The 23,296-nt window shown below is 72.5% G+C and carries 24 protein-coding genes; 13 read left to right on the forward strand and 11 right to left on the reverse strand.

Annotated features, from left to right (window positions below; all coding sequences use genetic code 11):
• The first annotated feature begins 2 nt into the window (after positions 1-2).
• From ptsP to D3A60_RS11635, 3 genes are all read left to right on the forward strand, one after another.
• Positions 3-1,718: a phosphoenolpyruvate--protein phosphotransferase gene (gene ptsP, locus D3A60_RS11625; protein WP_119718804.1), complete on the forward strand. Its 1,716-nt coding sequence runs from the start codon at positions 3-5 to the stop codon at positions 1,716-1,718.
• Positions 1,719-1,857: 139 nt separating this feature from the next.
• Positions 1,858-3,219 carry a magnesium transporter gene (gene mgtE, locus D3A60_RS11630; RefSeq protein ID WP_119718805.1) on the forward strand — a complete coding sequence of 454 codons (1,362 nt, stop codon included), beginning with the start codon at positions 1,858-1,860 and terminating at the stop codon, positions 3,217-3,219.
• 79 nt (positions 3,220-3,298) lie between these two features.
• A complete protein-coding gene (locus D3A60_RS11635) occupies positions 3,299-4,102 on the forward strand; it encodes a carboxylesterase family protein (protein WP_119718806.1) in 804 nt (267 codons plus the stop codon).
• Between the two features lie 105 nt (positions 4,103-4,207).
• Here the strand turns inward: D3A60_RS11635 and D3A60_RS11640 are convergent, their stop codons facing one another.
• From D3A60_RS11640 to D3A60_RS11650, 3 genes are read right to left on the reverse strand one after another with little or no spacing between them, the layout of a single operon-like run.
• Positions 4,208-5,149: an aspartate carbamoyltransferase catalytic subunit gene (locus D3A60_RS11640; protein WP_119718807.1), complete on the reverse strand. Its 942-nt coding sequence runs from the start codon at positions 5,147-5,149 to the stop codon at positions 4,208-4,210.
• Positions 5,150-5,170: 21 nt separating this feature from the next.
• A complete protein-coding gene (gene ruvX / locus D3A60_RS11645) occupies positions 5,171-5,650 on the reverse strand; it encodes a Holliday junction resolvase RuvX (protein ID WP_119718808.1) in 480 nt (159 codons plus the stop codon).
• 13 nt (positions 5,651-5,663) lie between these two features.
• Positions 5,664-6,230, reverse strand: coding sequence for a YqgE/AlgH family protein (locus tag D3A60_RS11650; protein WP_119718809.1), 567 nt, complete (start codon positions 6,228-6,230; stop codon positions 5,664-5,666).
• Positions 6,231-6,342: 112 nt separating this feature from the next.
• Between D3A60_RS11650 and D3A60_RS11655 the strand changes: the two genes are divergently transcribed.
• Entirely contained in the window at positions 6,343-6,900 is a 558-nt protein-coding gene (locus D3A60_RS11655) for a DNA-3-methyladenine glycosylase I (protein ID WP_119719102.1), read from the forward strand.
• A gap of 84 nt (positions 6,901-6,984) precedes the next feature.
• Here the strand turns inward: D3A60_RS11655 and D3A60_RS11660 are convergent, their stop codons facing one another.
• The gene (locus D3A60_RS11660) at positions 6,985-8,136 is read right to left on the reverse strand and encodes a PilT/PilU family type 4a pilus ATPase (protein ID WP_119718810.1); all 1,152 of its coding nucleotides are present in this window, start codon (positions 8,134-8,136) and stop codon (positions 6,985-6,987) included.
• A gap of 107 nt (positions 8,137-8,243) precedes the next feature.
• Positions 8,244-9,281: a type IV pilus twitching motility protein PilT gene (locus tag D3A60_RS11665; protein WP_119718811.1), complete on the reverse strand. Its 1,038-nt coding sequence runs from the start codon at positions 9,279-9,281 to the stop codon at positions 8,244-8,246.
• Positions 9,282-9,416: 135 nt separating this feature from the next.
• Between D3A60_RS11665 and D3A60_RS11670 the strand changes: the two genes are divergently transcribed.
• The 3 genes from D3A60_RS11670 (at position 9,417) to D3A60_RS11680 (ending at position 11,521) form a co-directional block, all read left to right on the forward strand.
• Positions 9,417-10,118 (forward strand): YggS family pyridoxal phosphate-dependent enzyme, encoded by a 702-nt coding sequence (locus D3A60_RS11670; protein ID WP_231120480.1) that lies wholly within the window; start codon positions 9,417-9,419, stop codon positions 10,116-10,118.
• Positions 10,119-10,184: 66 nt separating this feature from the next.
• Positions 10,185-11,021 carry a pyrroline-5-carboxylate reductase gene (gene proC, locus D3A60_RS11675; RefSeq protein ID WP_119718812.1) on the forward strand — a complete coding sequence of 279 codons (837 nt, stop codon included), beginning with the start codon at positions 10,185-10,187 and terminating at the stop codon, positions 11,019-11,021.
• Between the two features lie 23 nt (positions 11,022-11,044).
• Positions 11,045-11,521: a DUF4426 domain-containing protein gene (locus D3A60_RS11680; protein WP_119718813.1), complete on the forward strand. Its 477-nt coding sequence runs from the start codon at positions 11,045-11,047 to the stop codon at positions 11,519-11,521.
• 28 nt (positions 11,522-11,549) lie between these two features.
• On the opposite strand, the gene D3A60_RS11685 is transcribed toward D3A60_RS11680, so the two are convergent.
• The 5 genes from D3A60_RS11685 to D3A60_RS11705 form a co-directional block, all read right to left on the reverse strand.
• On the reverse strand, positions 11,550-12,542 hold the full coding sequence (locus D3A60_RS11685; protein ID WP_119718814.1) for a PA2778 family cysteine peptidase: 993 nt from the start codon (positions 12,540-12,542) through the stop codon (positions 11,550-11,552).
• Positions 12,542-12,916 carry a PA2779 family protein gene (locus D3A60_RS11690; protein ID WP_119718815.1) on the reverse strand — a complete coding sequence of 125 codons (375 nt, stop codon included), beginning with the start codon at positions 12,914-12,916 and terminating at the stop codon, positions 12,542-12,544. Before D3A60_RS11690 ends, D3A60_RS11685 begins: the two co-directional genes overlap by 1 nt.
• Positions 12,917-13,030: 114 nt before the next feature.
• A complete protein-coding gene (locus tag D3A60_RS11695) occupies positions 13,031-13,825 on the reverse strand; it encodes an ABC transporter substrate-binding protein (RefSeq protein ID WP_231120510.1) in 795 nt (264 codons plus the stop codon).
• 154 nt (positions 13,826-13,979) lie between these two features.
• Positions 13,980-14,591 (reverse strand): pyridoxamine 5'-phosphate oxidase, encoded by a 612-nt coding sequence (gene pdxH, locus D3A60_RS11700; RefSeq protein ID WP_119718817.1) that lies wholly within the window; start codon positions 14,589-14,591, stop codon positions 13,980-13,982.
• A 93-nt stretch (positions 14,592-14,684) separates the two neighbouring features.
• Entirely contained in the window at positions 14,685-14,891 is a 207-nt protein-coding gene (locus tag D3A60_RS11705; RefSeq protein WP_119718818.1) for a dodecin family protein, read from the reverse strand.
• Between the two features lie 157 nt (positions 14,892-15,048).
• Here D3A60_RS11705 and D3A60_RS11710 point away from each other — a divergent pair, with 157 nt between their 5' ends.
• The 4 genes from D3A60_RS11710 (at position 15,049) to hemE (ending at position 18,227) form a co-directional block, all read left to right on the forward strand.
• Positions 15,049-15,591 (forward strand): shikimate kinase, encoded by a 543-nt coding sequence (locus D3A60_RS11710; RefSeq protein ID WP_119718819.1) that lies wholly within the window; start codon positions 15,049-15,051, stop codon positions 15,589-15,591.
• Positions 15,588-16,709, forward strand: coding sequence for a 3-dehydroquinate synthase (gene aroB, locus D3A60_RS11715; RefSeq protein ID WP_119718820.1), 1,122 nt, complete (start codon positions 15,588-15,590; stop codon positions 16,707-16,709). Before D3A60_RS11710 ends, aroB begins: the two co-directional genes overlap by 4 nt.
• 86 nt (positions 16,710-16,795) lie before the next feature.
• Positions 16,796-17,053, forward strand: a complete 258-nt coding sequence (locus D3A60_RS11720; protein ID WP_119718821.1) for a WGR domain-containing protein — start codon at positions 16,796-16,798, stop codon at positions 17,051-17,053.
• 112 nt (positions 17,054-17,165) lie between these two features.
• A complete protein-coding gene (hemE, locus tag D3A60_RS11725) occupies positions 17,166-18,227 on the forward strand; it encodes a uroporphyrinogen decarboxylase (RefSeq protein WP_407062783.1) in 1,062 nt (353 codons plus the stop codon).
• Between the two features lie 15 nt (positions 18,228-18,242).
• On the opposite strand, the gene D3A60_RS11730 is transcribed toward hemE, so the two are convergent.
• Positions 18,243-21,860 (reverse strand): hybrid sensor histidine kinase/response regulator, encoded by a 3,618-nt coding sequence (locus tag D3A60_RS11730; protein WP_119719104.1) that lies wholly within the window; start codon positions 21,858-21,860, stop codon positions 18,243-18,245.
• Between the two features lie 162 nt (positions 21,861-22,022).
• Here D3A60_RS11730 and D3A60_RS11735 point away from each other — a divergent pair, with 162 nt between their 5' ends.
• Both D3A60_RS11735 and D3A60_RS11740 read left to right on the forward strand, forming a co-directional pair.
• On the forward strand, positions 22,023-22,718 hold the full coding sequence (locus tag D3A60_RS11735; RefSeq protein WP_119718823.1) for a YceI family protein: 696 nt from the start codon (positions 22,023-22,025) through the stop codon (positions 22,716-22,718).
• Entirely contained in the window at positions 22,715-23,296 is a 582-nt protein-coding gene (locus D3A60_RS11740) for a cytochrome b (protein WP_119718824.1), read from the forward strand. The genes D3A60_RS11735 and D3A60_RS11740 overlap by 4 nt, the downstream gene beginning before the upstream one ends.

A 23,296-nucleotide genomic window follows, 5' to 3' on the forward strand; every position in this document is an offset into this window, starting at 1 on the left:
GCATGCGCCATGAGTTCGCCGGCCACGGAGCATCGCGCGGCAGCGCGCTCGGCCGGGCCCGCGTGCGCCTGCCGCACGCGCTGGAGGTCACCGAGGAGCACATCCCGGCCGCTGCGGTCGAGGACGAGGTGCAGCGCCTGCACGCGGCGATCGACGTCGTCCGCACCGAAATGCGCGACCTGCGCCAGCGCCTGCACGGCGCGCTCGCGCATGAAGTCGGCGAGTTCGTCGACCTGCACGCGCTGCTGCTCGACGACCCGGAGCTGCTGCAGGGCCTCGACGACCTGATCCGCACCGGCCTGTACGCCGCCGACTACGCGCTGCGGCTGCAGCGCGACCGCATCGCGGGCGTGTTCTCGAGCATGGACGACGCGTACCTGCGCAGCCGCATCGACGACATCGACCAGGTCATCGGCCGCATCCACGCCGCGCTGCACCGGCGCAGCGCCGACCTGCAGGGCGTGGCCGGCGAGATCCTGGTGACCGACTCGGTCGCGCCCGCCGAGCTGGCGCAGCTGCAGGCGCAGGGCGTGATGGCAGTGGTGACGTCGGCCGGCAGCGCGCTGTCGCACAGCGCGATCCTCGCCCGCAGCCTGCACCTGCCGCTGGTCGTCGGCGCGGCGACCGCGCTGCAGCGGATCAACGACGGCGACGTGCTGGTCGTCGACGGCGGCAGCGGCCTGGTCGTGCTCGAACCCAATGCCGCCGACCTGCGCGCGCACCACCAGCGCCTGCGCGAGCACAAGCGCGAGCGCCGCCAGCTCAACCGCCTGCGGCGCGAACCCACGCGCACCACCGACGGCGTCGACATCAAGCTGTGGGCCAACGCGGAGTCCCGCGAGGACGTGGCCGAGGCGCACGCGCTCGGCGCGGCCGGCGTCGGCCTGTACCGCACCGAGTTCCTGTTCCTGCAGCGCAACGAGCTGCCGGACGAGGACGAGCAGTTCCGCACCTACCGCGACGTGGTCCTCGGCATGACCGGCCGCACGGTGACGATCCGCACGCTCGACGTCGGCGCGGACAAGGCCGATCGCACCGGGCTGGCGCTGACCGACGAGCCCAACCCGGCACTCGGCCTGCGCGGCGTGCGCCTGTCGCTGACGCGCGCCGACGTGTTCGATACCCAGCTTCGCGCGATCGTGCGCGCATCGGGCTACGGGCCGGTGCGCGTGCTGGTGCCGATGGTCAGCACCCGCGAGGAGATCCTGGCCGTGCGCAAGCGGCTCACGCGCGTGTCGGACGAACTGCGCGCGCAGGGCCACGAAGTGGCCGCGCAGATTCCGCTCGGCGCGATGATCGAGGTGCCGGCCGCGGCCATCGGCCTGTCGTCATTCATCGGCAGCATCGACTTCCTGTCGATCGGCACCAACGACCTAGTCCAGTACCTGCTCGCCGCCGACCGCAACAACGAAGCGCTCGGCGAGCTGTACACGCCGCTGCACCCGGCGGTGCTGCGGCTGCTGTCGACGATCATCGCCACCGCCAACCGCCGCGGGAAATCGGTGGCGGTGTGCGGCGAGATGGCCGGCGACCCGCTGTTCGCCCCGCTGCTGCTGGCGCTGGGCCTCAACGAGTTCAGCCTGCACCCGGGCACGCTGCTCGAACTGCGCCGGGCGATCCGCGACTGCGACCTGGCGCAGCTTCGCGCCCGTGCGCCGGCCCTGCTGCGCGCGCGCAGCCGCGCCGCGATCGAGGCTTGGATGCACGCGCAGCTGTGAGCACGCGCGACACGCCTGCTCGCGCGGGGTGTCCAAGCGCCCCGGGCGCGGGCGATAATGCGGCCATGAACGCCTGACCCTGTCGCGCCATCCGTGGCCGCGACGCGACCACGCTTCCCACGAACCCGGGATGCCACGTATGGCCGAAGCCGTCCGCCACGACAAGACCGCGCGCCAGCTGCGCCTGCTCTCCGACGCGCTCGACAGCGGTCGGCTGGGACCGGTGCGCCGGCTGGTCAACACCCTGTCGCCGGCGGAGATCGGCAACCTGCTCGAGTCGCTGCCGCCGGGCAAGCGCCAGGTCGTGTGGGGGCTGGTCGACGCCGAGGACGACGGCGAAGTGCTGGTCCACGTCGGCGACGAGGTCCGCGAGAGCCTGCTGGCGGACATGGACACCGACGAGATTGTCGCCGCGGTCGAGGACCTCGACATCGACGACCTCGCCGACCTGGTCGAGGACCTGCCCGACACCGTCATCGACGAAGTGCTCAAGTCGATGGACCGCGAGAACCGCGAGCGGCTCGAGCAGGTGCTGTCGTACCCGGAGGACACCGCTGGCCGCCTGATGAACCCGGACGTGGTGACGGTGCGCGCCGACACCACGGTCGACGTCGTGCTGCGCTACCTGCGGCTGCGCGGCGAACTGCCCGAGCACACCGACCACCTGTACGTGGTCAGCCGCCGCCACCAGTACCTCGGCCGCATCGCGCTGGCCGCGCTGCTGACCAACGACGCCGGCACGCCGATCAACAAGCTGATCGACGACGAACAGCCGGCGATCGACGTCACCGAGACCGACAGCGAGGTCGCCCGGCAGTTCTCGGACCACGACTGGATCAGCGCGCCGGTCGTCGACGACAACAACATCCTGCTCGGCCGCATTACCATCGACGACGTCGTCGACATCATCCGCGAGCAGGCCGAGCACCAGGCGCTCAGCGCCGCCGGCCTTGACGAGGACGAGGACCTGTTCTCGCCGGTGCGGCGCGCGTTCCGTCGTCGGCTGATCTGGCTGTCGATCAACCTCGCGACGGCGTTCATCGCCGCCAGCGTGGTCGGCCGCTTCGAGGCCACGATCGAGCAGATCGTCGCGCTGGCGGTGCTGATGCCGATCGTCGCCGGCATGGGCGGCAACGCCGGCACCCAGGTGCTGGCGCTGATGATCCGCGGCCTGGCGCTGGGCCAGATCGGCGCGTCGAACGTCGGCACCCTGCTGCGCAAGGAGCTGTCGGTGGCGCTGATCAACGGCCTGTGCCTGGGCATCGGGCTCGGACTGATCGTGCTGGCGTGGTTCCGCGACCCGGGCCTGTCGATGGTCATCGGCACCGCGCTGACGATCAACATGCTGACCGCCGCGGCCGGCGGCGTGCTGGTGCCGCTGACGCTGAAGCGGCTCGGCTTCGACCCCGCGCTGGCCGGCGGCGTGATGCTGACCACGCTGACCGACGTGATGGGTTTCCTGAGCTTCCTCGGGCTGGCGACGCTGATCCTGCTGCGCTGAGCGGCTGCCCTCCCCTGCAACGCGGCGAATGCGCGCGTTCGCGTAAGGTGCCCGCTGCACCGACGCGCCCGAGGCCACGATGCTCCGTCCGACCCGACTGCTGCTCTCCCTGGCCGCCTTGCTGGCCGTCCTCGCCGCGTGCCGCAGCGTGCCCCCGGCGTCCACGGGCGCCGGCAGCGGGCGGTTCATCGAACGCGAGGTCCACGTGGCCGGCGCCACGCATCGCTACCAGGTGTTCGTGCCGGCGGCCGCGCGCGCCGGCCGCGCGCCGGTCATCCTGTTCCTGCACGGCTCCGGCGAGCGCGGCGACGACAACCGCAGGCAGGTCGAGGTCGGGCTGGGGCCGCGCGTGCGCGACCGCGCGCGCGACTTTCCCGCCATCGTCGTCTTCCCTCAGGCGCCCGACGGGACCGAATGGAGCGACAACGTCGCCGTCGTGCTGGCCCAGCTCGAAGCGGCGACGGTCGAGTTCGACGGCGACCGCGACCGCACCTACCTGACCGGCCTGTCGATGGGCGGATACGGCACCTGGGACCTCGCGCTGCGCGAGCCGACGCGGTTCGCCGCGCTGGTGCCGGTCTGCGGCGGACTCAGCGGCGGCACCCGCCGCCCGTCGCTGACGGTGCAGTCGGTCGCCGGCGAGCCCGACCCGTTCGCCGCGGCGGCCCAACGATTGCGCGCGGTGCCGACGTGGATCTTCCACGGGGCCCGCGACGACGTGGTGCCTCCCGAGCAGTCGCGGCGGATGGCTGCCGCGCTGCGTGCCGCCGGCGCCGCCGACGCGCGCTACACCGAGTTCGCCGACGCCAACCACAACAGCTGGGACCCGGCCTACGCGACCGACGCGCTGTGGCCGTGGCTGTTCGCGCAGCGGCGGCGCTGAGCCGACCCCGTCCCGACACGCCAGCCGCGCAAACGCGGCGACGCGTTGCGCACGGCAACGAGGAACACCGTTGGCTTCCGCCGGGCGGACCGGTGGCCGCGCGCGTCAGCGCCGCCCGAGCAGCGCCTCGAGCACCGCCATCCGCACCGCCACGCCGTTGCCGACCTGGCGCAGGATCAGCGACTGCGCCCCGTCGGCCACTTCGTCGGTGATTTCGACGCCGCGGTTCATCGGGCCGGGATGCAGCACCACGGCATCCGGCGCAGCGCGGCGCAGCCTTGCAGCCGTGAGGCCGAAGTCGCGGTGGTAGTCGTCGAGCGACGCGACCAGTCCGTCGTCCATCCGTTCGCGCTGCAGGCGCAGCATCATCGCCGCGTCGACGCCATCGAGCGCAGCGTCGAGGTCGTGCGAGACCACGCAGCCGTCCAGCGTGCCATCGCTCGGCAGCAGCGACGCCGGACCGCAGACGCGGATCTCCGCGGCGCCTAGCGCTCGCAGCGCGTGCAGGTCGGAGCGGGCGACGCGTGAGTGCAGCACGTCGCCGACGATCACCACCTTCAACCGCGAGAAGTCGGCGCCCTTCGCCTGGCGCAGCGTCAGCATGTCGAGCAGGCCCTGGGTCGGGTGCGCGCTGCGGCCGTCGCCGGCGTTGACCAGCGCCGTCCCGCGGTTGGCGACCGCGGCCAGCTCGGCGACCGCGCCGTCGCGCTTGTCGCGGACGACGAAGCCGCGCACGCCCATCGCCTCGATCGTCTTCAGCGTGTCGTGCGCGGTCTCGCCCTTGGTCGTCGACGAGGTCGACGCGTCGAACGACAGCACGTCGGCGCCGAGGCGCTGCGCGGCCAGCTGGAAGCTCAGGCGCGTGCGCGTGGACGGCTCGAAGAACAGCGTGCACACCGCGACGCCGGCCAGGGCCTCACGCGCGTCGTGGCCCGCGGCGAAGTGCGCGGCGCGGTCAAGCAGCGATTCGATCGCTGCGCGCGGCAGGCGATCGAGGGTCAGCAGGTGGCGCAGCGCGCCGGCGTCGTCGGTCTGGTCGGGCGTCATGGGGTCGCGGAGGAAGGGAAATCAGCCGGCGTCCGGCGCCGGCGAATCGGCCGCCGGCAGGTCGGTGGCCTCGTGCGGGGCGGCCAGCCAGCGTTCGACGATGACCGCGGCGGCCACCGCATCCAGGGCATCGGCATCGCGCCGGCGCTTGCGGCCCTGCGCGCGATCGACCGCGAACCGCTGAGCCGCCTCGATCGAGCTGGAGCGCTCGTCGACCAGCGCCACCGGCAAGCCGTAACGTGCGTGCAGCTCGCGCGCGAACGCATGCGCACGCAGCCGGATCGGCTGGTCGCCGCCGTCGAGCGTCATCGGGTCGCCGACGATCAGGCCGTCCGGGCGCCACTCGTTGCGCAGCTTGTCGATCGTCGACCAGTCGGGGCCGTGCGCGTGCACGTCGACCACCGCCAGCGCGCGGCCGCCGTGGCCGAACGCGCTGCCGACGGCCACGCCGATGCGGCGGGCGCCGACGTCGAATCCGAGCACGGTGCCGGCGACCTTCATCATCGGCGGGCCCTCAGGCGTGGCCCGAGTAGTCGGCGAGGTAGGCGAAATCGACGCCGATGCGCCCGGCGGCGGCCTGCCAGCGCGCGTCCAGCGGCAGGTCGAACAGCAGTTCGGCGTCGGCCGGCGCGGTCAGCCAGTCGTTCTCGGTCAGCTCGCGCTCTAGCTGGCCCGACCCCCAGCCGGCGCAGCCGAGGGCGACGACCGCATGCTCGGGCCCTTCGCCGCGGGCCATCGCCTCGAGGATGTCGCGCGAGGTGGTCAGGAACAGCGCATCGGTGATCGCCAGTGTCGAGCTCCACTGCTCCCCGCCGTCGTGCAGCACGAAGCCGCGCTCTGGGTGCACCGGCCCGCCGGCGAGCACGATCTGGGCGCGCATCGACTCGCTGCCACCGTCGACGCCCATCTGCCCGAACAGGTCGCCGAGCGTGTACTCGGACGCGCGGTTGACGACCACGCCCATCGCGCCGTCGTCGTCGTGCTGGCAGATCAGGGTGACGCTGCGGGAAAAGTTCGTGTCGGCCAGCGCCGGCAGGGCGATCAGCACCTGGTTCGCAAGGGGGGTCGGCATCACGGACATGGCGCCATTCTATCGTGGCCTCCACGGCCCCGCCCCGGCTGGACGGACCGCGCACGGCGGCGCACGATGGGGATTGACCCGCCGACGCGCGCCGCGCGCCCAGACCGCCGCGATGTCGACCTACTGCGCCTTCGCCCCCGGCCATCCGCTGCACGGGCCGTACCACGACCACGAGTACGGGTTCCCGCAGCGCGGCGAGTCCGCGCTGTTCGAGCGGCTCGTGCTCGAGATCAACCAGGCCGGGCTGAGCTGGGAGACGATCCTGCGCAAGCGCGACGGCTTCCGCCGCGCGTACGACGGCTTCGACGTCGACACCGTGGCCGACTATGGGGACGCGGACCGCGCGCGCCTGCTCGCCGACCCCGGGATCATCCGCAACCGGTTGAAGGTCGACGCGGCGATCCACAACGCCGGCGTGATCCGGGCCCTGCGGGACTCGCACGGGGGTTTCGCCGACTGGCTCGACGCGCACCTGCTCGACGGCGGCGTCGCGCGCGACAAGGCCGGCTGGGTCAGGCTGTTCAAGCGCACGTTCCGCTTCACCGGCGGCGAGATCACCGGGGAGTTCCTGATGAGCCTGGGCTATCTGCCCGGCACGCACCGAGACGACTGCCCAGTGCAGGCGCGGATCCTCGCGCTCGACCCGCCGTGGCGCCGCGTGCTGGGCTGACGCGGCCCGCAGGAGGCCATTGCGAAAACGACGAAGGGACGGTTGCCCGTCCCTTCGTCCGAACCGCGCCGCGTTGGTGGCGCGTCAGCGCACTTCCGCGACCTCGACCCCGTCCAGCCCCTGCGACAGCGTCTTCGCGTCGCCGCCCTGGGCCAGCTTGATGCGCAGGCGCACCTCGTTCTGGCTGTCGGCGTAGCGCAGCGCGTCCTCGTAGCTGATCTCGCCGGCCTGGTACAGCTCGAACAGCGCCTGGTCGAACGTCTTCATGCCGAGGTTGGTCGACTCCTTCATGACCTCCTTCAGCTTGTGGATCTCGCCGTCGCGGATGTAATCCTGCACCAGCGGCGTGCCAAGCAGGATCTCCATCGCCACGCGCCGGCCCTTGCCGTCCGGCGTGGGGATCAGCTGCTGCGCGACGACGCCCTTGATGTTCAGCGACATGTCCATCAGCAGCTGCCCGCGGCGGTCTTCCGGGAAGAAGTTGATGATGCGGTCCATCGCCTGGTTCGCGTTGTTGGCGTGCAGCGTGCACAGCACGAGGTGGCCCGTTTCGGCGAACGCGATCGCGTGGTCCATGCCTTCGCGCGTGCGCACCTCGCCGATCATGATCACGTCGGGCGCCTGGCGCAGGGTGTTCTTCAGCGCGTTCTCCCAGGTGTCAGTGTCGATGCCGACCTCGCGCTGGGTGATGATGCAGCCCTCGTGCTTGTGCACGAACTCGATCGGGTCCTCGATCGTGATGATGTGGCCGGTGGAGTTCATGTTGCGGTAGCCGATCATCGCCGCCAGCGACGTCGACTTGCCGGTGCCGGTCGCGCCGACGAAGATGATGATGCCGCGCTTGGTCATCGCCAGCGTCTTGATGATCGGCGGCAGGTTCAGCTCGTCGATCGTCGGAATCTTGGTCTCGATCCGGCGCAGCACCATGCCGACCTGGTTGCGCTGGTAGAAGCACGACACGCGGAAGCGGCCGACGCCGGCGACGCCGATCGCGAAGTTGCACTCGTGGGTCTTCTCGAACTCCTCGCGCTGCTGCGGGCTCATCACGTTGAGCACCAGGTCGCGGCTCTGCTGCGGCGTCAGCGGGTTCTGCGTGATCGGCGAGATCTTGCCGTGCACCTTCATCGACGGCGGCATGCCGGCCGTGATGAACAGGTCCGACGCCTTCTGGTGCGCCATCAGCTTGAGAAAGGAGGTGAAGTCGATGCTGCTGCCGGTGGTTGCTGCGGTATTCATCGTGCGGCCTCCGTGAGGCTGGGGGGCCGCGGCGGGCGCATCCGGTGGGTCGGTTCCGGTGCCATCCCCCGCGGCGGGCGATGCGTGGGTGTCGGTGGTCGCGCCAGTTACTCGAACAGGCGCTTGTCCTTGGCGTAGTCCCGGGCCTGCGGACGCGTGACCAGGCCGCGCTTGACCAGGTCCTGCAGGTGCTGGTCGAGGGTCATCATCCCGAAGTTCTGGCCGGTCTGGATCGCCGAGTACATCTGCGCGACCTTGTCCTCGCGGATCAGGTTCCGGATGGCCGGGGTGCCGACCATGATCTCCCACGCCGCGGTGCGGCCGCCGCCGACCTTCTTCAGCAGCGCCTGCGAGATCACCGCGCGCAGCGACTCGGACAGCATTGAGCGGACCATCGGCTTCTCGCCGGCCGGGAACACGTCGATGATGCGGTCGATGGTCTTGGCCGCCGACGAGGTGTGCAGCGTGCCGAACACGAGGTGGCCGGTCTCGGCCGCGGTCAGCGCCAGCCGGATCGTTTCCAGGTCGCGCATTTCGCCGACCAGGATGTAGTCGGGGTCCTCGCGCAGCGCCGAACGCAGCGCCTCGTTGAAGCCGTGCGTGTCGCGGTGCACTTCCCGCTGGTTGATCAGGCACTTCTGCGAGGTGTGCACGAACTCGATCGGGTCCTCGACCGAGAGGATGTGGCCGTACTCGGTCTTGTTGATGTGGTCGATCATGCCGGCCAGCGTGGTCGACTTGCCCGAGCCGGTCGGTCCGGTGACCAGGATCAGGCCCTGCGGCTGCTCGATCAGTTCCTTGAAGATGCGCGGGCAGCCCAGGTCCTCGAGCGTCAGCACTTCCGACGGAATCGTCCGGAACACGGCGCCGGCGCCGCGGTTCTGGTTGAACGCGTTGACGCGGAAGCGGGCCAGGCCGGGGATCTCGAACGAGAAGTCGACCTCGAGGAATTCCTCGTAATCGCGCCGCTGCTTGTCCGACATGATGTCGTAGACCAGCGCGTGCACCTGCTTGTGGTCGAGGGCCGGGATGTTGATGCGGCGGACGTCGCCGTCGACCCGGATCATCGGCGGCAGGCCGGCCGACAGGTGCAGGTCGGATGCTTTGTTCTTGACCGAAAACGCCAGAAGTTCGGCGATGTCCATGCGTGCTCCCCTGCACTGCAGCGACCGCCGCGGAGGGCCGCAGCGGCCTGAATAGGCTGGAACGATACTACCCCTGCGAGGCAGTATAGCCCTGTACCCGCGTCACTAATCCATACGACAACAGGCCTTCCGACCGTGCCCGCCGATGCCCTGCACGACCTCCTGCAACGGCTTGATAACGCGGCGCGCGACGCCGGTCGGACAGCGCCGCGGCTGCTCGCGGTCAGCAAGACCCAGCCGGCCGAGGCGGTCCTGGCGCTGGCGCAGGCCGGGCAGCGCGCGTTCGGCGAGAACTACGTGCAGGAGGCGGCGGCCAAGCGCGCCGTGCTCGACGCCACGCCGCTTGGCCCGTCGCTGGAGTGGCACCTGATCGGCCACCTGCAGTCGAACAAGGCCAAGGACGCGGCCGCGGGCTTCGACTGGGTGCAGAGCGTCGATCGGCCGGCGTTGGTGGCAGCCCTCGCCCGCCACCGCCCCGCCGACCGTTCGCCGCTGAACGTGCTGGTGCAGGTCAACCTCGACGACGAAGCGAGCAAGAGCGGCTGCCGTCCGGACGAGGTCGCCATGCTGGCCGCGCGGATCGCCGCCGAGCCGCGGCTGGCGCTGCGCGGGCTGATGGTGATTCCCGCGCCGACCCCCGACGTCGAGCGCAGGCGGGACGCGTTCCGCCGCGCGCGCGCGCTGTTCGACGCGATGCGGGACGCGCACCCGCAGGTGGACACGCTGTCGATGGGCATGAGCGACGACCTCGAGCAGGCAATCGCCGAGGGCGCGACCCTGGTGCGGGTCGGCACGGCGCTGTTCGGGGCGCGGCGGCCGAGGCCGGCGACCGGCTGACGCCGCGCTGCATCGGCGCCGGCGCGGCGTGCGTACACTCCAGTTCCCGCCGGTTCCGACGCTCCCATGGCCGACCCCGCATCCCCCAGCCCGACCGTCGCCTTTATCGGCGGCGGCAACATGGCGCGCAGCCTCATCGGTGGGCTGGTTGCGCGTGGCACCTTGGCCTCGACCCTCCGCGTGGCCGAACCGGTGGCCGAATTACGCGAGGCGCTGGCCCGCGATTTCGGCGTGGGCACGCACGCGCACGCGCGCGACGCGGCCGACGGCGCCGGCCTGTGGCTGATGGCCGTCAAGCCGCAGGTGATGCGCACCGTCTGCGCTGACCTGCAGACGCTCGCGCAGGCGCAGCGGCCGGTGGTCGTGTCGATCGCCGCCGGCATCACGACCGACCAGCTCGCCCGCTGGCTCGGCGGCGACCTCGCGGTCGTGCGGGCGATGCCGAACACCCCGGCGCTGCTCGGCGCCGGCGTCACCGGCCTGTTCGCCAACGCCCGCGTCGACGGCGCGCAGCGTGCCGGCGCGGACGCGCTGCTGGCCGCGGTCGGGCCGACCGTGTGGATCGACGACGAGGCGCTGATGGACGCGGTGACCGCGGTGTCCGGCAGCGGCCCGGCCTACGTGTTCCTGCTCGCCGAGGCGATGCAGGCCGCTGGCGTCGCGCAGGGGCTGGACCCGGCGGCGGCGCGCGCGCTGGTGCAGCAGACCCTGCTCGGCGCCGCGCGAATGCTGGTCGAACAGGGCGAGCCGGCCGACGTGCTACGCGCGCGCGTCACGTCGCCGGGTGGCACCACGCAGGCGGCGATCGAAACCTTCGAGGCCGGCGGCCTGCGCGCGCTGGTCGACCGCGCGATCGACGCGGCCACCCGGCGCGGTCGCGCGCTGTCGGCCGCCAACGACTGATCCCCCATCCTCCGGAGAATCCCATGCGCCCTGCCGCCACCGCCCTGCTGATCGTGTGCGCGTTCGCATCCACCGGGTGCGGCCGCGAACCCTCGGCAATGACCGCCGCCCCGGCCGCCGCGCCGCAGGAAGCCACCGTGCGCGCCGGCGACATCACCGTGCGCGCCAGCACCATCCAGACGTCAATGCTCGGCGACGCGGTCGCACGCCAGTACGGGATCGCGCGCGGCGACTCGACGGTGCTGCTGCTGGTCGCCGTGCGCAAGGGCGCCGAAGCCGACGAAACGTCGGTGCCCGCGACGATCACCGCCACGGCCACCGACCTGCGCGGCCGCCAGCAGTCGGTGCCGATGAAGGAGCTGCGCAGCGGCGACCTGCTCGATTACACCGGTCTGGTCGAGGTCGGTGCGCCGGAGACGGTGCGGTTCGAGCTGTCCGTCGTGCCCGACGGCGGCGCCCCGATCCCGGTGCGGTTCACCCGCGACTTCTTCCCGAATTGATCGGTCGACCGCGTCGGGTCGCTGCCCGCTAGGGCAATACCGTGTGTGTCGCGCACGCCGGCGGGCTGCGCGCCGGCGCCTTGCGCGCGATGACTTCGGCGCGCGTGTCGGCCAGCTGGGTTCGCCATGGGCTGTCGGCCGCCAACCGCGGCTGAGTCGCATCGAGCACGCGCAGCGCCTCGGCGCGACAGCCCAGTTCCCCCAGCACGCTGGCGAAGTTGTTCGCCAGCACCGGGTCGTTCGCGTCGAGCGCCAGGCCGCGACGGTAGTGCCCCGCGGCCTCGTCGCGCGCGCCGCGCGCGTAGGCCTGGTTGCCGAGCGCTAGGAGCGGGCGCGCGTCATCGGGCCAGCGCTTGGCTGCCGCGCGGTAGGCCTCCTCCGCCGGTCCAGCGCCGGCGACAGCCTCGAAGTCGGCGACCGCGGCGAGGTAGCGGCCCGGGTCGGCCTCGGCCGGCAGCTCGCCCGGTCGCAGCGCGACCATGCCCCAGCGCCCGCCCCAGTCCCAGGTGCGCAGGAATGTCGGCGCGCGCACGGCCAGTCCGCGTGTCGTCCCGCTGTTGAGCACCACGCGGTTCCGCGCGCCGTCGGCACCGACCAGCACGGCGTAGTGCCACTTCGGCACGGTGCGCACGAGCAGGTTCTGCAGCACGAGGACGGGACGCCCGGCGTCGAGCTCCGCGAACAGTGCCTGCGGCGTGCGTTCGACGACATAGGGAATGCGGCCGGCACGCCGCGTGGCGCCCAGCAGTTCGAGCTGCAGGCTGCCCTGCCGGCCGGGAAGATAGACCTGCGGCACCAGCGCCTCGGGCTGGATCGGCACGCCGCTGGCGCCGAGCACGCCGGCCAGCGCGGCCGGACCGCACTGGTACTCGGTCTGCGGATAGAACGGCACCGCTGCGAGCGCCGGCGCGCCGCCTTTCGGCAGCACGTCGGCGACGCGCAGCGCCGGGTTCAACGAGCACGCCGACAGCGCGACGGCCACGAGCAGGGCCGCCGCGCCGCGGATCGCGCGTGCGGGCATCAGACGCGGTTGAAGATGTTGGTGACGCCGACGAGTTCCAGGATCAGCAGCACGACGAACACCACGCCGATCACCGCCAGCGCGCTGCCGCCGGCCGGCAGCTGGTCGAGCTGGCCTTCGAGCTGCTGCAGCTCGGCGTCGCTGAGCGCGGCCACGCGCACCTGTGCGTCAGCCGGATCGACGCCCATGCGCTGCATGGCCTGGCGCACGTCCTCGCGGGCGAGCGACGCGCGGATCTGGGTTTCCTTGGCGGCGCGCACTTCGGCCGACAGCGCCTGCTGGGTCGAGATCACGCCGGCCTGCGCGACCGGGGCGAAGCTGGAGAAGACGAGGCCGACGACAAGGGCCGAGGCGACAAGGGACTGGCGAATCATGCGGTTTCTCCACGAGACGATGAGGGAGGACTTTATTGCAGAGAAGGCGTGAAGGCCCGGCGTCGTCGGTTGGGACCGGGACGTGCGTCGAGATTCCGGTTGCGCGATGTTCAGTCAACCGCCTGCGCGCGCGGCGCTTCCGGCAGCCCAGCGCGCGATGAGGTCGGCCATCGCCCGTACGCCGTCCGTCAGCGCGGCCGGTCCGGGCTGCAGGATCATCGGCGACTTGATCTCGTGCAGTTCACCGTCGCGCACGGCGGGCACGTCCTGCCACCCCTCGCGCGTGGCGACCTTGCCGGGCTGGAACTTCTTCCCGCACCACGAGCCGAACACGATGTCCGGAGCGCGCGCGATGATCTCGCGATCGTCGGCCAGGATCCGATGCTTGGCCAGCGACTGCGCGGCCAGCTCGGGGAAGATGTCGTCGCCGCCGGCGATCCGGACCAGCTCCGCGACCCACTGGATGCCGCTGATGCGCGGCTCGTCCCACTCCTCGAAATACACCCGCGGCCGGCGCGGCAGCGTCGCCGCCCGCGCGGCCACCGCGTCGAGGCCGGCGCGCAGCTCGGCGGCATAGGCCAGCGCGCGATCGCCGGCGCCGACGAGCGCCCCCAGCCGCACGACGTAGTCGAGGATCCCGTCGACGCTGCGGTGGTTGCTGATCCACACCTCGATCCCGTGGCGGATCAGCTCGGCGGCGATATCGGCCTGGATGTCGGAAAAGCCGACGACGAAGTCGGGCCGCAGCGCGAGGATCTCGCCGATCTTCGCGCTGGTGAACGCGCTGACCTTCGGCTTCTCCTTTCGCGCGATCGCCGGCCGCACGGTGAATCCGCTGATGCCGACGATGCGGTGCTGTTCGCCGAGCGCGTACAGCACCTCGGTCGGCTCCTCGGTCAGGCAGACGATGCGCTGCGGCCCGGCAGCGCGCGACGCGCGGCGGCCGACCGGTGTTTCGGAAGGGCCCGGCGCCGCGCCTGACGAACCGGGCGGTGCGTCGGACGCTTCACGCGTCACGCAGATACCTCGGCAGCCACGGCCTGGTGATCACTCAACGCTGCGCTCAAGGAAAGAGCATCCGCCGGTGCCACTCCCCGGCCCGGTCGATCTCGTACACCTGGCGCTCGTGCAGCCGGAACTGCGCGCCGTACCAGAACTCGATCCGCTCCGGCTTGACCCGCAGGCCGGTCCAGCGCGGCGGGCGCGGCACGTCGCGGCCGTCGAACGTGCGCTCGGCCTCGGCGATGCGGGCGTCGAATTCCTCGCGCGAGGCCAGCGTCTCGGACTGCTTCGACGCCCACGCGCCGATCTGGCTGCCGCGCGGGCGCGAGGCGAAATATGCATCGGCCTCGGCGTCGGCCACGATCTCGACCGCTCCTTCGATCCGCACCTGCACCCCGTCGCGAACGCGCGGCCAGTGGAACAGCAGCGCGGCGTGCGGGTTGGCCTGCAACTCGCGGCCCTTGCGGCCGTCCAGGTGCGTGTAGAACACGAAGCCGCGCGCGTCGTGCGCCTTCAGCAGCACCGTGCGCGCGGACGGCCGCGCGTCCAGCGATGCGGTCGCGATCGTCATCGCGGTGGGGTCGGGCTCGCCCGCGGCCTGGGCTTCGGCGAACAGCGCCGCGAACTCGGCATGGGCGTGGGCGATCAGGCTGGTGGGGTCGACGGTCTTCATGCCGCCATTGTCGCCCGATGTCCGGCCGCGCGCATGCCGCCGCCCACCGCGCAGCGGGCCCCGCGAACCCGCCGCCCGCCGCGGCGGCCGAGGTCACTGCACGACGAAGGTGATCCGCAGGTTGACCCGCCACTCGGTGATGTTGCCGGCGTCGTCGGTCACGCATTTGATTTCGTTGACCCACGCGCCCTTGATGCCCTTGACGCTTTCCGCGCACTTCTTCAGCCCGACCTTGACCGCGTCCTCGACGCTGGTCTTGGAGGCGGCGTTGAGTTCGATGACCTTGGCGACGTCCGACATGGCGAGCTCCTGGGAGGAATGACATGGCTGGGTGAAACAAGATGGCGCCGGCCACCGGGGGGGCCAGCCTCCCGACGCTAGGCCCCCCGGTGTTAACACCGCGGCACAGGCCGGCCGGGCCGCCGATCGCCGGCCCACCCTCCCCTACAATCGGGCGATGAATCCGTCCCGCAACCTGATCCTCGTCGGCCCGATGGGCGCCGGAAAGTCGTGCATAGGCCGCAGGCTGGCCGAGCGTTACGGCTTGCCGTTCGTCGACGCCGACCGCGAGATCGAGCGCCGCACCGGCACCAGCGTGACCACGATCTTCGAATGCGAGGGCGAGGCCGGCTTCCGGGCGCGCGAACGCGCGGCGCTGGCCGAGCTGGCCGCGCTCGACGGCGCGGTCATCGCCACCGGCGGCGGGGCGGTCCTCGACCCGGCCACGCGCGGCCTGCTGCGCGAGCGCGGTTTCGTCGTCCACCTGCAGGTCGCAGTCGCCCAACAGCTCGAGCGCCTGGCGCGCGATCGCAGCCGGCCGCTGCTGGCGCGCGACGACCGCGAGCAGGTGCTGCACGACCTCGCCGCACAGCGGGGCCCGCTGTATGCGGAGATCGCCGACCTGGCGTTCGACACCGGCCGCAGCACCGGCGCGGAGGCGGCCGAACGCCTGGGCGCGCAGCTCGACGCGGTGTGGCAGCGCGACGGAGTGCACGCATGAGCCACCCGCACGCCCACGCAGCCCGGGTGCTGCACGTCGGCGGCGAGGCGGGCTACCCGATCACGATCGGCCCGGGCCTGCTCGACGACGGCGCGCGCCTCGCGGCGACCCTCCGCGGCCGCCACGTGCTGGTGGTCAGCGATTCGAACGTCGGCCCCCTGTATGCCGCGCGGCTCGAGGCCGCGCTGTGCGCGGCGCGGCCGGAGCTGACCGTCGACCGCCACGTCATGCCGGCGGGCGAACACGAAAAGACGCTCGCGCGCTTCGGCGAAGTGCTCGAGTCGCTGGCGGCGATGCACGCCACCCGCGACGCCACGGTGATCGCGCTGGGCGGCGGCGTCGTCGGCGACCTCGCGGGCTTCGCCGCCGCATGCTGGATGCGCGGCATCGACGTGGTGCAGGTGCCGACCACGCTGCTGGCGATGGTCGACTCGTCGGTGGGCGGCAAGACCGCGATCGACCTGCCCGCCGGCAAGAACCTGGTCGGCGCCTTCCATCCGCCCCGCGCGGTGGTGGCCGACACCGCGACGCTGCGCACGCTGCCGCCGCGCGAGCTGCGCGCAGGGCTCGCCGAGGTGGTCAAGTACGGCGCGATCTTCGACGTGGCGTTTCTGGGCTGGCTCGAAGCGCACGCCGAGGCCCTGCTCGCTGGCGACGACGCGACCCTGGCCGAGGCGATCGCGCGCTCGTGCGAGTACAAGGCCGACGTCGTCGCGCGCGATCCGTTCGAGCACGGCGACCGCGCGCTGCTGAACTTCGGCCACACCTTCGGCCATGCGATCGAGGCCGAGCAGGGCTACGCCGGCGCCCACGGCGGCGGGCTGAACCACGGCGAAGCGGTCGCGGTCGGCATGGTGCTGGCCGCGCGGCTGTCGGCCGCGCTGGGCCTAGCCACCGACGCGGACGCAGAGCGGCTGCAGCGGCTGCTGCAGCGGCTCGACCTGCCGACCCGCGTGCCCGCCGGGCTCGCCCCCGGGGCGCTGCTGGCGCGGATGCGGCTGGACAAGAAGGCGGACGCGCGCGGCCTGCGCTTCGTGCTGTGGGACGGCGCCGGGCTGGCGCGGATCGTCGCCGGGGTCCCCGACGACGAGGTCCTGGCCGTGCTCGCGGCCGGCTGAGCGGTCGCCGACGTGAACGACATGCGCGCGCGGTCGTGCGATCGCCCGCGGGCGCCGCGCCGGGCAGGCGCTTACAATGCGCGGCTATGCGATTGCTCCTGCAACAACGCCCTGCCGGGCCCGAGGCCCCGCGCTTCGTGCAGCTGATGCTCCAGCCCGACCTGCTGGGTGGCTGGACGCTGGTGCGCGAGAGCGGCCAGATCGGCGGACGCAGCACCCTGCGCAAGGAGCAGTACCTCGACCAGGCCGCCGCCCTCGCGGCGCTGGAACAGGCGCGCGACCAGCAGCTCAAGCGCGGCTTCCAGCTCATGTTCGCCCAAGGCGCGGACGCGCCGCGGAGCTGATCGCCACCGCCTGTCCTTGTTCGCCACCGCATGCGCCGGCCCGACGCTCGGGCCACGCAGTCGGCAGACGCCCCTGACTTCACCCCTTGCCCGAGCCATCCCCGTGACCGACCTGAAGAACGACCGCCTCCTGCGCGCGCTGCGCCGCCAGCCCGTCGACCGCACCCCGGTGTGGCTGATGCGCCAGGCCGGGCGCTACCTGCCGGAGTACCGCGCGACGCGCAAACAGGCCGGCAGCTTCCTGGCGATGGCGAAGAACCCGGACTTGGCCTGCGAGGTCACCCTGCAGCCGCTGCGCCGGTTCCCGCTCGACGCGGCGATCCTGTTCTCCGACATCCTCACCGTGCCCGACGCGATGGGCCTGGGCCTGTATTTCGTCGAAGGCGAGGGCCCGAAATTCGAGCGCCCGGTGCGCACGCACGCCGACATCGCCCGCCTCGCCGTGCCGGACATGGGCACCGAGCTGCGCTACGTGATGGACGCGGTCAGCACCATCCGCCGCGAGCTGGCCGGCAGCGTGCCGCTGATCGGCTTCTCGGGCAGCCCGTGGACGCTGGCCTGCTACATGGTCGAAGGCGGCGGCAGCAAGGATTTCGCCCGGGTGAAGTCGCTCGCGCTCAATGACCCGGCCGCGATGCACCGGCTGCTCGACGTCACCACCGACGCGGTGATCGCCTACCTCGCGGCGCAGCGCGACGCCGGCGCGCAGGCGCTGCAGGTGTTCGACACCTGGGGCGGGGTGCTGTCGCCGTCGATGTACCGCGAGTTCTCGCTGCGCTACCTGCAACGGATCGCGCACGAACTGCCGCGCGGCGATGGCGAAGACCGCACCCCGCTGATCCTGTTCGGCAAGGGCAACGGCGCGCACCTGGAGGCGCTGGCCGACACCGGCACCGACGCGGTCGGCGTCGACTGGACCGTCGACCTCGGGGACGCGGTTCGCCGCACCGGCGGGCGCGTCGCTATCCAGGGCAACCTCGACCCGGTGACGCTGTACGCGTCGCCCGAGGCGATCCGCCGCGAAGCCGGGCGCGCGCTGGACGACTACGCCGCCGGCAACGGCGGCTCGCGCGAGGGCCACGTGTTCAATCTCGGCCACGGCATGTCGCCGGACATGGACCCCGAGCACGCCGGCGCGCTGGTCGCGGCGGTGCACGAGCTCAGCGCGCGCTGAGCACCCGGGCGCGCGTCACGGCGGCGCCGCGGCCGCGAGGTCGTCGACCAGCGCCGCCAGCCTGGCGCCGGTCACTGGCTTGCGGATGAAGCGGTCGAATCCCGCGGCGCGCGCGAGCGGTTCGGCCTCCGCGTCGGCGCGCGCGGTGATCGCCACCAGCGGCATGGTCAGCCCCTGCGCGCGCAGCTGGCGCGCCAGCGCGAACCCGTCCATCCCGGGCAGGTCGAGGTCCAGCAGGCCGGCATCGAAACGGCCCGGTGACGCTTCGGCCAGCGCGGCCAGCGCGTGCGCGGCGTGCACCACGCGGTGGCCCTGGGCGCGCAGCAGGCCGGCGACGACGTCGGCCACGGTCGGATCGTCCTCGACCAGCAGCAGCGAGCACGGCGGGGCGCGCGCCGCATCGGACGCGGAAGTCGGGCCCGTCGCGACCAGGCCGGGGTCAGTGTCTGTCCGTGCATCTTCATCGGCGTCGGTGTCGGCGCACGTCTCGCGCGACAACACCGGCAGCGGGAGATCGACGGCGAACCGCGTCCCGTGGCCGACGGCGCTGTCGACTGCGATCGTGCCGCCCATCGCCGCCGCCAGCTCCTGGCAGATCGCCAGCCCAAGCCCGCTGCCGCCGTAGCGCGCGGCCGTGCGCGCGCCATCGGCCTGTTCGAAGCGTCGGAACAGGCGGACCTTGTGCTCTTCGTTGAGCCCCGGGCCGGTGTCCACCACCTCGAGCCGCACGCCGCCCGTCGCGCCCGGCGCCAGCCGCAGCGTGACCGTCCCCCGCTCGGTGAACTTGATCGCGTTGCCGACGAGGTTCATCAGGATCTGCCGGAGCCGGGCCGGGTCCCCGCGTACGTCGCGCGGCCCGTCGGCCGCCACCTCCCGCTCGAACGCCAGCCCGCGCTGCCGCGCAAGCGGAGCCATCAGCGCGACCACCTCGTCGACCAGCGCGAACAGGTCGATTGGCTCGTCCGACAGTTCGAGCTTGCCCGACTCGATGCGCGCCAGGTCTAGCGCGTCGTTGACCAGCCTGACCAGGTGCTCGCCGGCGGCGTGGATCGAACGCACGTAGCCGCGCTGACGGCCGTCGAGCTCGGTCGCGAGCAGCAGTTCGCTCATGCCGAGCACGCCGGTCATCGGCGTTCGCACTTCGTGGCCCAGCGTGGCGAGGAAGCGGGTCTTGGCGAGCGAGGCCTGGGTCGCCAGCTCACGCTCGCGCTGCGCCAGCTTCCATGCATGCCGCCGCTTGATCCGCGTGCGGTAGCCATCGGCGATCCACCACGCCAGCAGCAGCCCGCAGCCGACCGCGCCGAACAGCGCCGGCCACGTGCGCCACCACGGAGCGGCGACGCGGAACGACAGCGTGCGCACCGGAGACCAGGCGTTGTCGGCCGCGCGCGCCTTGATGCGCAGGGCATAGGCGCCCGGCGCCAGTCGCGAGAACACCCGCTCGCCGTCGGCGCCGACCTCGACCCAGTCGCTGTCGTGGCCGTCGAGACGGAACCGGTAGGCGTGGCTGCGCGCGTCGTCGAACGACAGCAGGCGCGCGATGACCCGGAGGTCGCGGTCGCCGGCCGCGAGCACGAACGGGCGCGACGGATCGAACGCCGCACGCGCATCGCCGCGGCGTGCATCGACGGTCTCGATCGCCACCGGGGGCCCGACCGTGGCCGGGCGGACGACCGCGGGATCGAACACCAGCAGGCCCTCGGGGTGGCCGACCAGCAAACGACCGTCGCTGACGCGCGCGACCGGTGCGCTGTCGAACTCCTGGCTCGGCAGGCCGCTGCGCACGCCGTAGCGCCGCAGCGCACGGGTGGCCGGGTCCAGGCGCAGCAGGCCACGGGTCGTGGTCACCCACACGATGCCGTTGCCGTCGAGCGTGAGCCCGCTGGGCGCCAGCACCGGCATGCCGTCTTCGGCGCCGAACACGTCGATCTGCTGCAGCCGTTCGCCATCCCATCGATGCCGGCTCAACTCGCCGACGCCGGCCAGCCAGACGTCGCCGTCCGGCGCGAGCGCGAAGCCGCACACCCGTCCCGCCGGCGCGCCGGGCACCGGGGTGAATCGACGCGCGCCGGCGTCCCACATCGACAGCCCGTGCGAGCCCGCGAGCCACGGCGCGCCGTCTGCGCCGATCCCAATCTGCTGGAGGCTCGCACCGCTCGGCAGGCCGCGGCCGTCGCCGCCACGCACGGATACGAGCACGCGCCCGTCGCGGTCACGGGCCTGCACGCCGGCCTGGATCGAGGCGATCCAGATTCCACCCTCGCCGTCCTCGGCGAAGCCGAACACGATGTCATCCGGCGCAGGGTCCTGTGGATCGTCCACTCCCCATCGGCGGACGCGGCCGTCACGTATCGCGGCGATGCCGGCGTGGTAGCCGACCCACACGGTGCCCGCGCGGTCCTCGAACACGCCGACCGGCAGCGCGCCGTCGCCGACGTCGCGCACCACGTGCTCGATCGCGCCGGTTTCCGGGTCGAGCCGGTCGAGCACCCCGCCGCTGCCGACCAGCCACATGCTGCCGTCGCGCGCGCTGGCAATGCCGCGCACGTGCGCATTGGCGAGCGTGCGGTCGTCGCCGTCGACGCGGGACAGCACAGCGAACTGGCGCCACGACGCCGGCAGGTGCCAGAGCCCGTTGCCTGCGCTGGCGAACCACAGGCCGCCGTGGCGATCCTCCAGCGCGCCGAGCCATGCCGGCCGCACCGGCCCGCGCGCCTCGGGGCTGTGCAGTGGCACCACGGCCACGCCGTGCTCGCCGTCGTGGCCGAGTCCTTCGGGAATGTCGAGCCAGTGCCGGCCGCTGCGATCACGCAACAGCGTGTGCAGCACGCGCGCCTCCGCGCCCCACGGTTGCCGGTCGATCCTGCCGTCTGGACGCCGGACGCTGGCACCGCGCGCGGTGCTGATCCACAGCGCGCCGTCGGCGTCGGCCGTCAGCGCGTTGACCGTCGGGCTGGGCAGCGCTGTCGGCGGCAGCCGCTCGAATCCGGTGCCGGTCCAGCGCGCGACGCCGCCCTTGGTGCCGACCCACAGGGTGCCGTCGGGGCCGGTGACGAGGTGGCTGACGCGCGCGTCCGGCAGGCTGCGCCGATCACCGGCGCGCGGCAGGAACCGGGTGATTCGCGCCGGCGTGCCGGGGTCGGCACGCACGCGGTAGAGGCCGCCGCCGGCGGTGCCCGCCCAGACGGCGCCGTCAGGCGTCGAGGTCACCGCCCAGATGTCGTTGCTCTGCAGCAGCGGCGTGCGTCGACGATCGAAGCGCAGGGCCGGCGTTCGGGACGCATCGAGCATTACCAGGCCGGCGCTCGCCGTGGCGACCCACACGCGGTCGCGCGCGTCGACGTGCACCGACCACACGAACGAGTCGCCGAGCCCGTCCTCGCTGCGCCAGATCCGGTAGCGCGCGCCGTCGTAGCGTGCGAGGCCGTCGCTGGTGGCGATCCACAGGTAGCCGGAGCGGTCTTCGGCGATGCCGTTGATCCGGTTCGACGGCAGGCCGTCGGCCACCGTCAGCTGGCGCAGGCGCGGGGTTTCCGGAACCCCCGCGTGGCCGTGGCCGGTGGGGCCGCTCCACAGCGCGATGCCCAGCAGCGCCGCGCGCCACGCATTGCCGATCCGCCATCCTGGCGCCATGCCCCGCTCCTTGCCGCCCCCGCGGCTGCCGGCGATCGTCGCAACGCCGAAGCGCGCGCGCAAGCCGCCCGACGCCCCGCAACGGTCCGTTGCGGCGCCGCGGCAACGGCGTCACCGACGCGCGCCTAGAATCGTCGGACCGTCGCTCCGTTCCGGTGGCCGATGCTCCGACCTGCCCTGACCGCGCTCGCGGTGCTGCTCGCGTCCCCCGTCGCCCACGGCGCCGGCGTGGAGGCGTACCGCCTCGATCCGGTGCACACGCGGGTGGCCTTCGCCGTGTCGCACGCCGGCTTCTCCGACGCGATCGGCACGGTGTCCGGCAGCACCGGCACGCTGCGCTTCGATCCGGACGACTGGCGCAGTGCGCAGCTGGACGTCACGGTCCCGCTGGATCGGCTCGACCTCGGCGACGCGAAGTGGAACGCCGCGACGCTGGCGCGCAACCTGCTCGACGGCGAGCGCCACCCGCAGGCGCGCTTCGTGTCCGACGCGATCGAGCCCGTCGATGCCAACCGCGCCAAGGTCTGCGGGCAACTCACGCTGCGCGGCACGACCGCGCCGCTGTGCCTGGACGTGAAACTCAACGCGCTCAAGCGCCACCCGCTGCCGCCGTTTCGCCGAACCGCAGGGTTTTCCGCGACCGCCACGCTCAGCCGGGCGGCGTTCGGCATTACCGCGTGGAAAAGCGTGATCGGCGACGAGGTCGCACTGCGCATCGAAGCCGAGGCGGTGCGCGATGGCGGCGCCGATCGGGAGGAAGCGCCCGTGGGCGACCCGACGCTGCAACCGGCGCCCGAGGCGGCGCCCGTCCCCCCGGCCGACGTCCCGCCCGACCCCGCCAAGGAGCCTGCGCCATGACCCTGAAGAACACCGTCGATCGCTGGGGCCCCGTCAGCCAGGGGCTGCACTGGCTGATCGTCGTGCTGATCCTGGCGATGGGCACGGTCGGGCTGGTGATGGTCGAGCTGCCGAAGTCGCCGAAGTATTTCTGGGTCTACGACCTGCACAAGTCGACCGGCATCACGGTGCTGGCGCTGGTGGCTCTGCGCCTGGCGTGGCGACTGTTCGCCGGCGCGCCGCGGCCGGTCGCCGGCACGCCGCGCTGGCAGGCGACGGTCGCCTCGGTCACGCACTGGGCGATGTACAGCCTGCTGTTCGCAATCCCGCTCAGCGGCTGGCTGTACGACTCGATGAGCGGGCTGCGGCCGCTGCGCTGGTTCGGCCTGTTCGTCGTGCCCAAGCTGGCTGCGCCGAACCCGGCGCTGCGCGAAACGATGGAGGAAGCGCACGAGCTGCTGTTCTCGGCGCTGATCGCCCTGGTGCTGGTGCACGCCGGCGCCGCGCTGTACCACCATCTGTTCATGCGCGACGCGACGCTGCAGCGCATGCTGCCGGGCCGGCGCACCGTGTCCGGCGTTCCGCCGACGTCCCCCTGA

The sequence above is a fragment of the Cognatilysobacter tabacisoli genome (genome assembly GCF_003586305.1).
Taxonomy (GTDB): domain Bacteria; phylum Pseudomonadota; class Gammaproteobacteria; order Xanthomonadales; family Xanthomonadaceae; genus Cognatilysobacter_A; species Cognatilysobacter_A tabacisoli.

Coding starts and splice junctions, on each gene's coding strand:
- D3A60_RS11680 (WP_119718813.1), top strand. CDS start 11,045: ATGCGCCCTGCCGCCACCGCCCTGCTGATCGTGTGCGCGTTCGCATCC.
- D3A60_RS11640 (WP_119718807.1), bottom strand. CDS start 5,149: ATGACGCCCGACCAGACCGACGACGCCGGCGCGCTGCGCCACCTGCTG.
- D3A60_RS11655 (WP_119719102.1), top strand. CDS start 6,343: ATGTCGACCTACTGCGCCTTCGCCCCCGGCCATCCGCTGCACGGGCCG.
- D3A60_RS11710 (WP_119718819.1), top strand. CDS start 15,049: ATGAATCCGTCCCGCAACCTGATCCTCGTCGGCCCGATGGGCGCCGGA.
- D3A60_RS11685 (WP_119718814.1), bottom strand. CDS start 12,542: ATGCCCGCACGCGCGATCCGCGGCGCGGCGGCCCTGCTCGTGGCCGTC.
- D3A60_RS11735 (WP_119718823.1), top strand. CDS start 22,023: ATGCTCCGACCTGCCCTGACCGCGCTCGCGGTGCTGCTCGCGTCCCCC.
- D3A60_RS11665 (WP_119718811.1), bottom strand. CDS start 9,281: ATGGACATCGCCGAACTTCTGGCGTTTTCGGTCAAGAACAAAGCATCC.
- D3A60_RS11740 (WP_119718824.1), top strand. CDS start 22,715: ATGACCCTGAAGAACACCGTCGATCGCTGGGGCCCCGTCAGCCAGGGG.
- D3A60_RS11730 (WP_119719104.1), bottom strand. CDS start 21,860: ATGGCGCCAGGATGGCGGATCGGCAATGCGTGGCGCGCGGCGCTGCTG.
- ptsP (WP_119718804.1), top strand. CDS start 3: ATGCGCCATGAGTTCGCCGGCCACGGAGCATCGCGCGGCAGCGCGCTC.
- proC (WP_119718812.1), top strand. CDS start 10,185: ATGGCCGACCCCGCATCCCCCAGCCCGACCGTCGCCTTTATCGGCGGC.
- D3A60_RS11660 (WP_119718810.1), bottom strand. CDS start 8,136: ATGAATACCGCAGCAACCACCGGCAGCAGCATCGACTTCACCTCCTTT.
- D3A60_RS11720 (WP_119718821.1), top strand. CDS start 16,796: ATGCGATTGCTCCTGCAACAACGCCCTGCCGGGCCCGAGGCCCCGCGC.
- D3A60_RS11690 (WP_119718815.1), bottom strand. CDS start 12,916: ATGATTCGCCAGTCCCTTGTCGCCTCGGCCCTTGTCGTCGGCCTCGTC.
- pdxH (WP_119718817.1), bottom strand. CDS start 14,591: ATGAAGACCGTCGACCCCACCAGCCTGATCGCCCACGCCCATGCCGAG.
- D3A60_RS11650 (WP_119718809.1), bottom strand. CDS start 6,230: ATGTCCGTGATGCCGACCCCCCTTGCGAACCAGGTGCTGATCGCCCTG.
- mgtE (WP_119718805.1), top strand. CDS start 1,858: ATGGCCGAAGCCGTCCGCCACGACAAGACCGCGCGCCAGCTGCGCCTG.
- D3A60_RS11705 (WP_119718818.1), bottom strand. CDS start 14,891: ATGTCGGACGTCGCCAAGGTCATCGAACTCAACGCCGCCTCCAAGACC.
- ruvX (WP_119718808.1), bottom strand. CDS start 5,650: ATGAAGGTCGCCGGCACCGTGCTCGGATTCGACGTCGGCGCCCGCCGC.
- D3A60_RS11635 (WP_119718806.1), top strand. CDS start 3,299: ATGCTCCGTCCGACCCGACTGCTGCTCTCCCTGGCCGCCTTGCTGGCC.
- aroB (WP_119718820.1), top strand. CDS start 15,588: ATGAGCCACCCGCACGCCCACGCAGCCCGGGTGCTGCACGTCGGCGGC.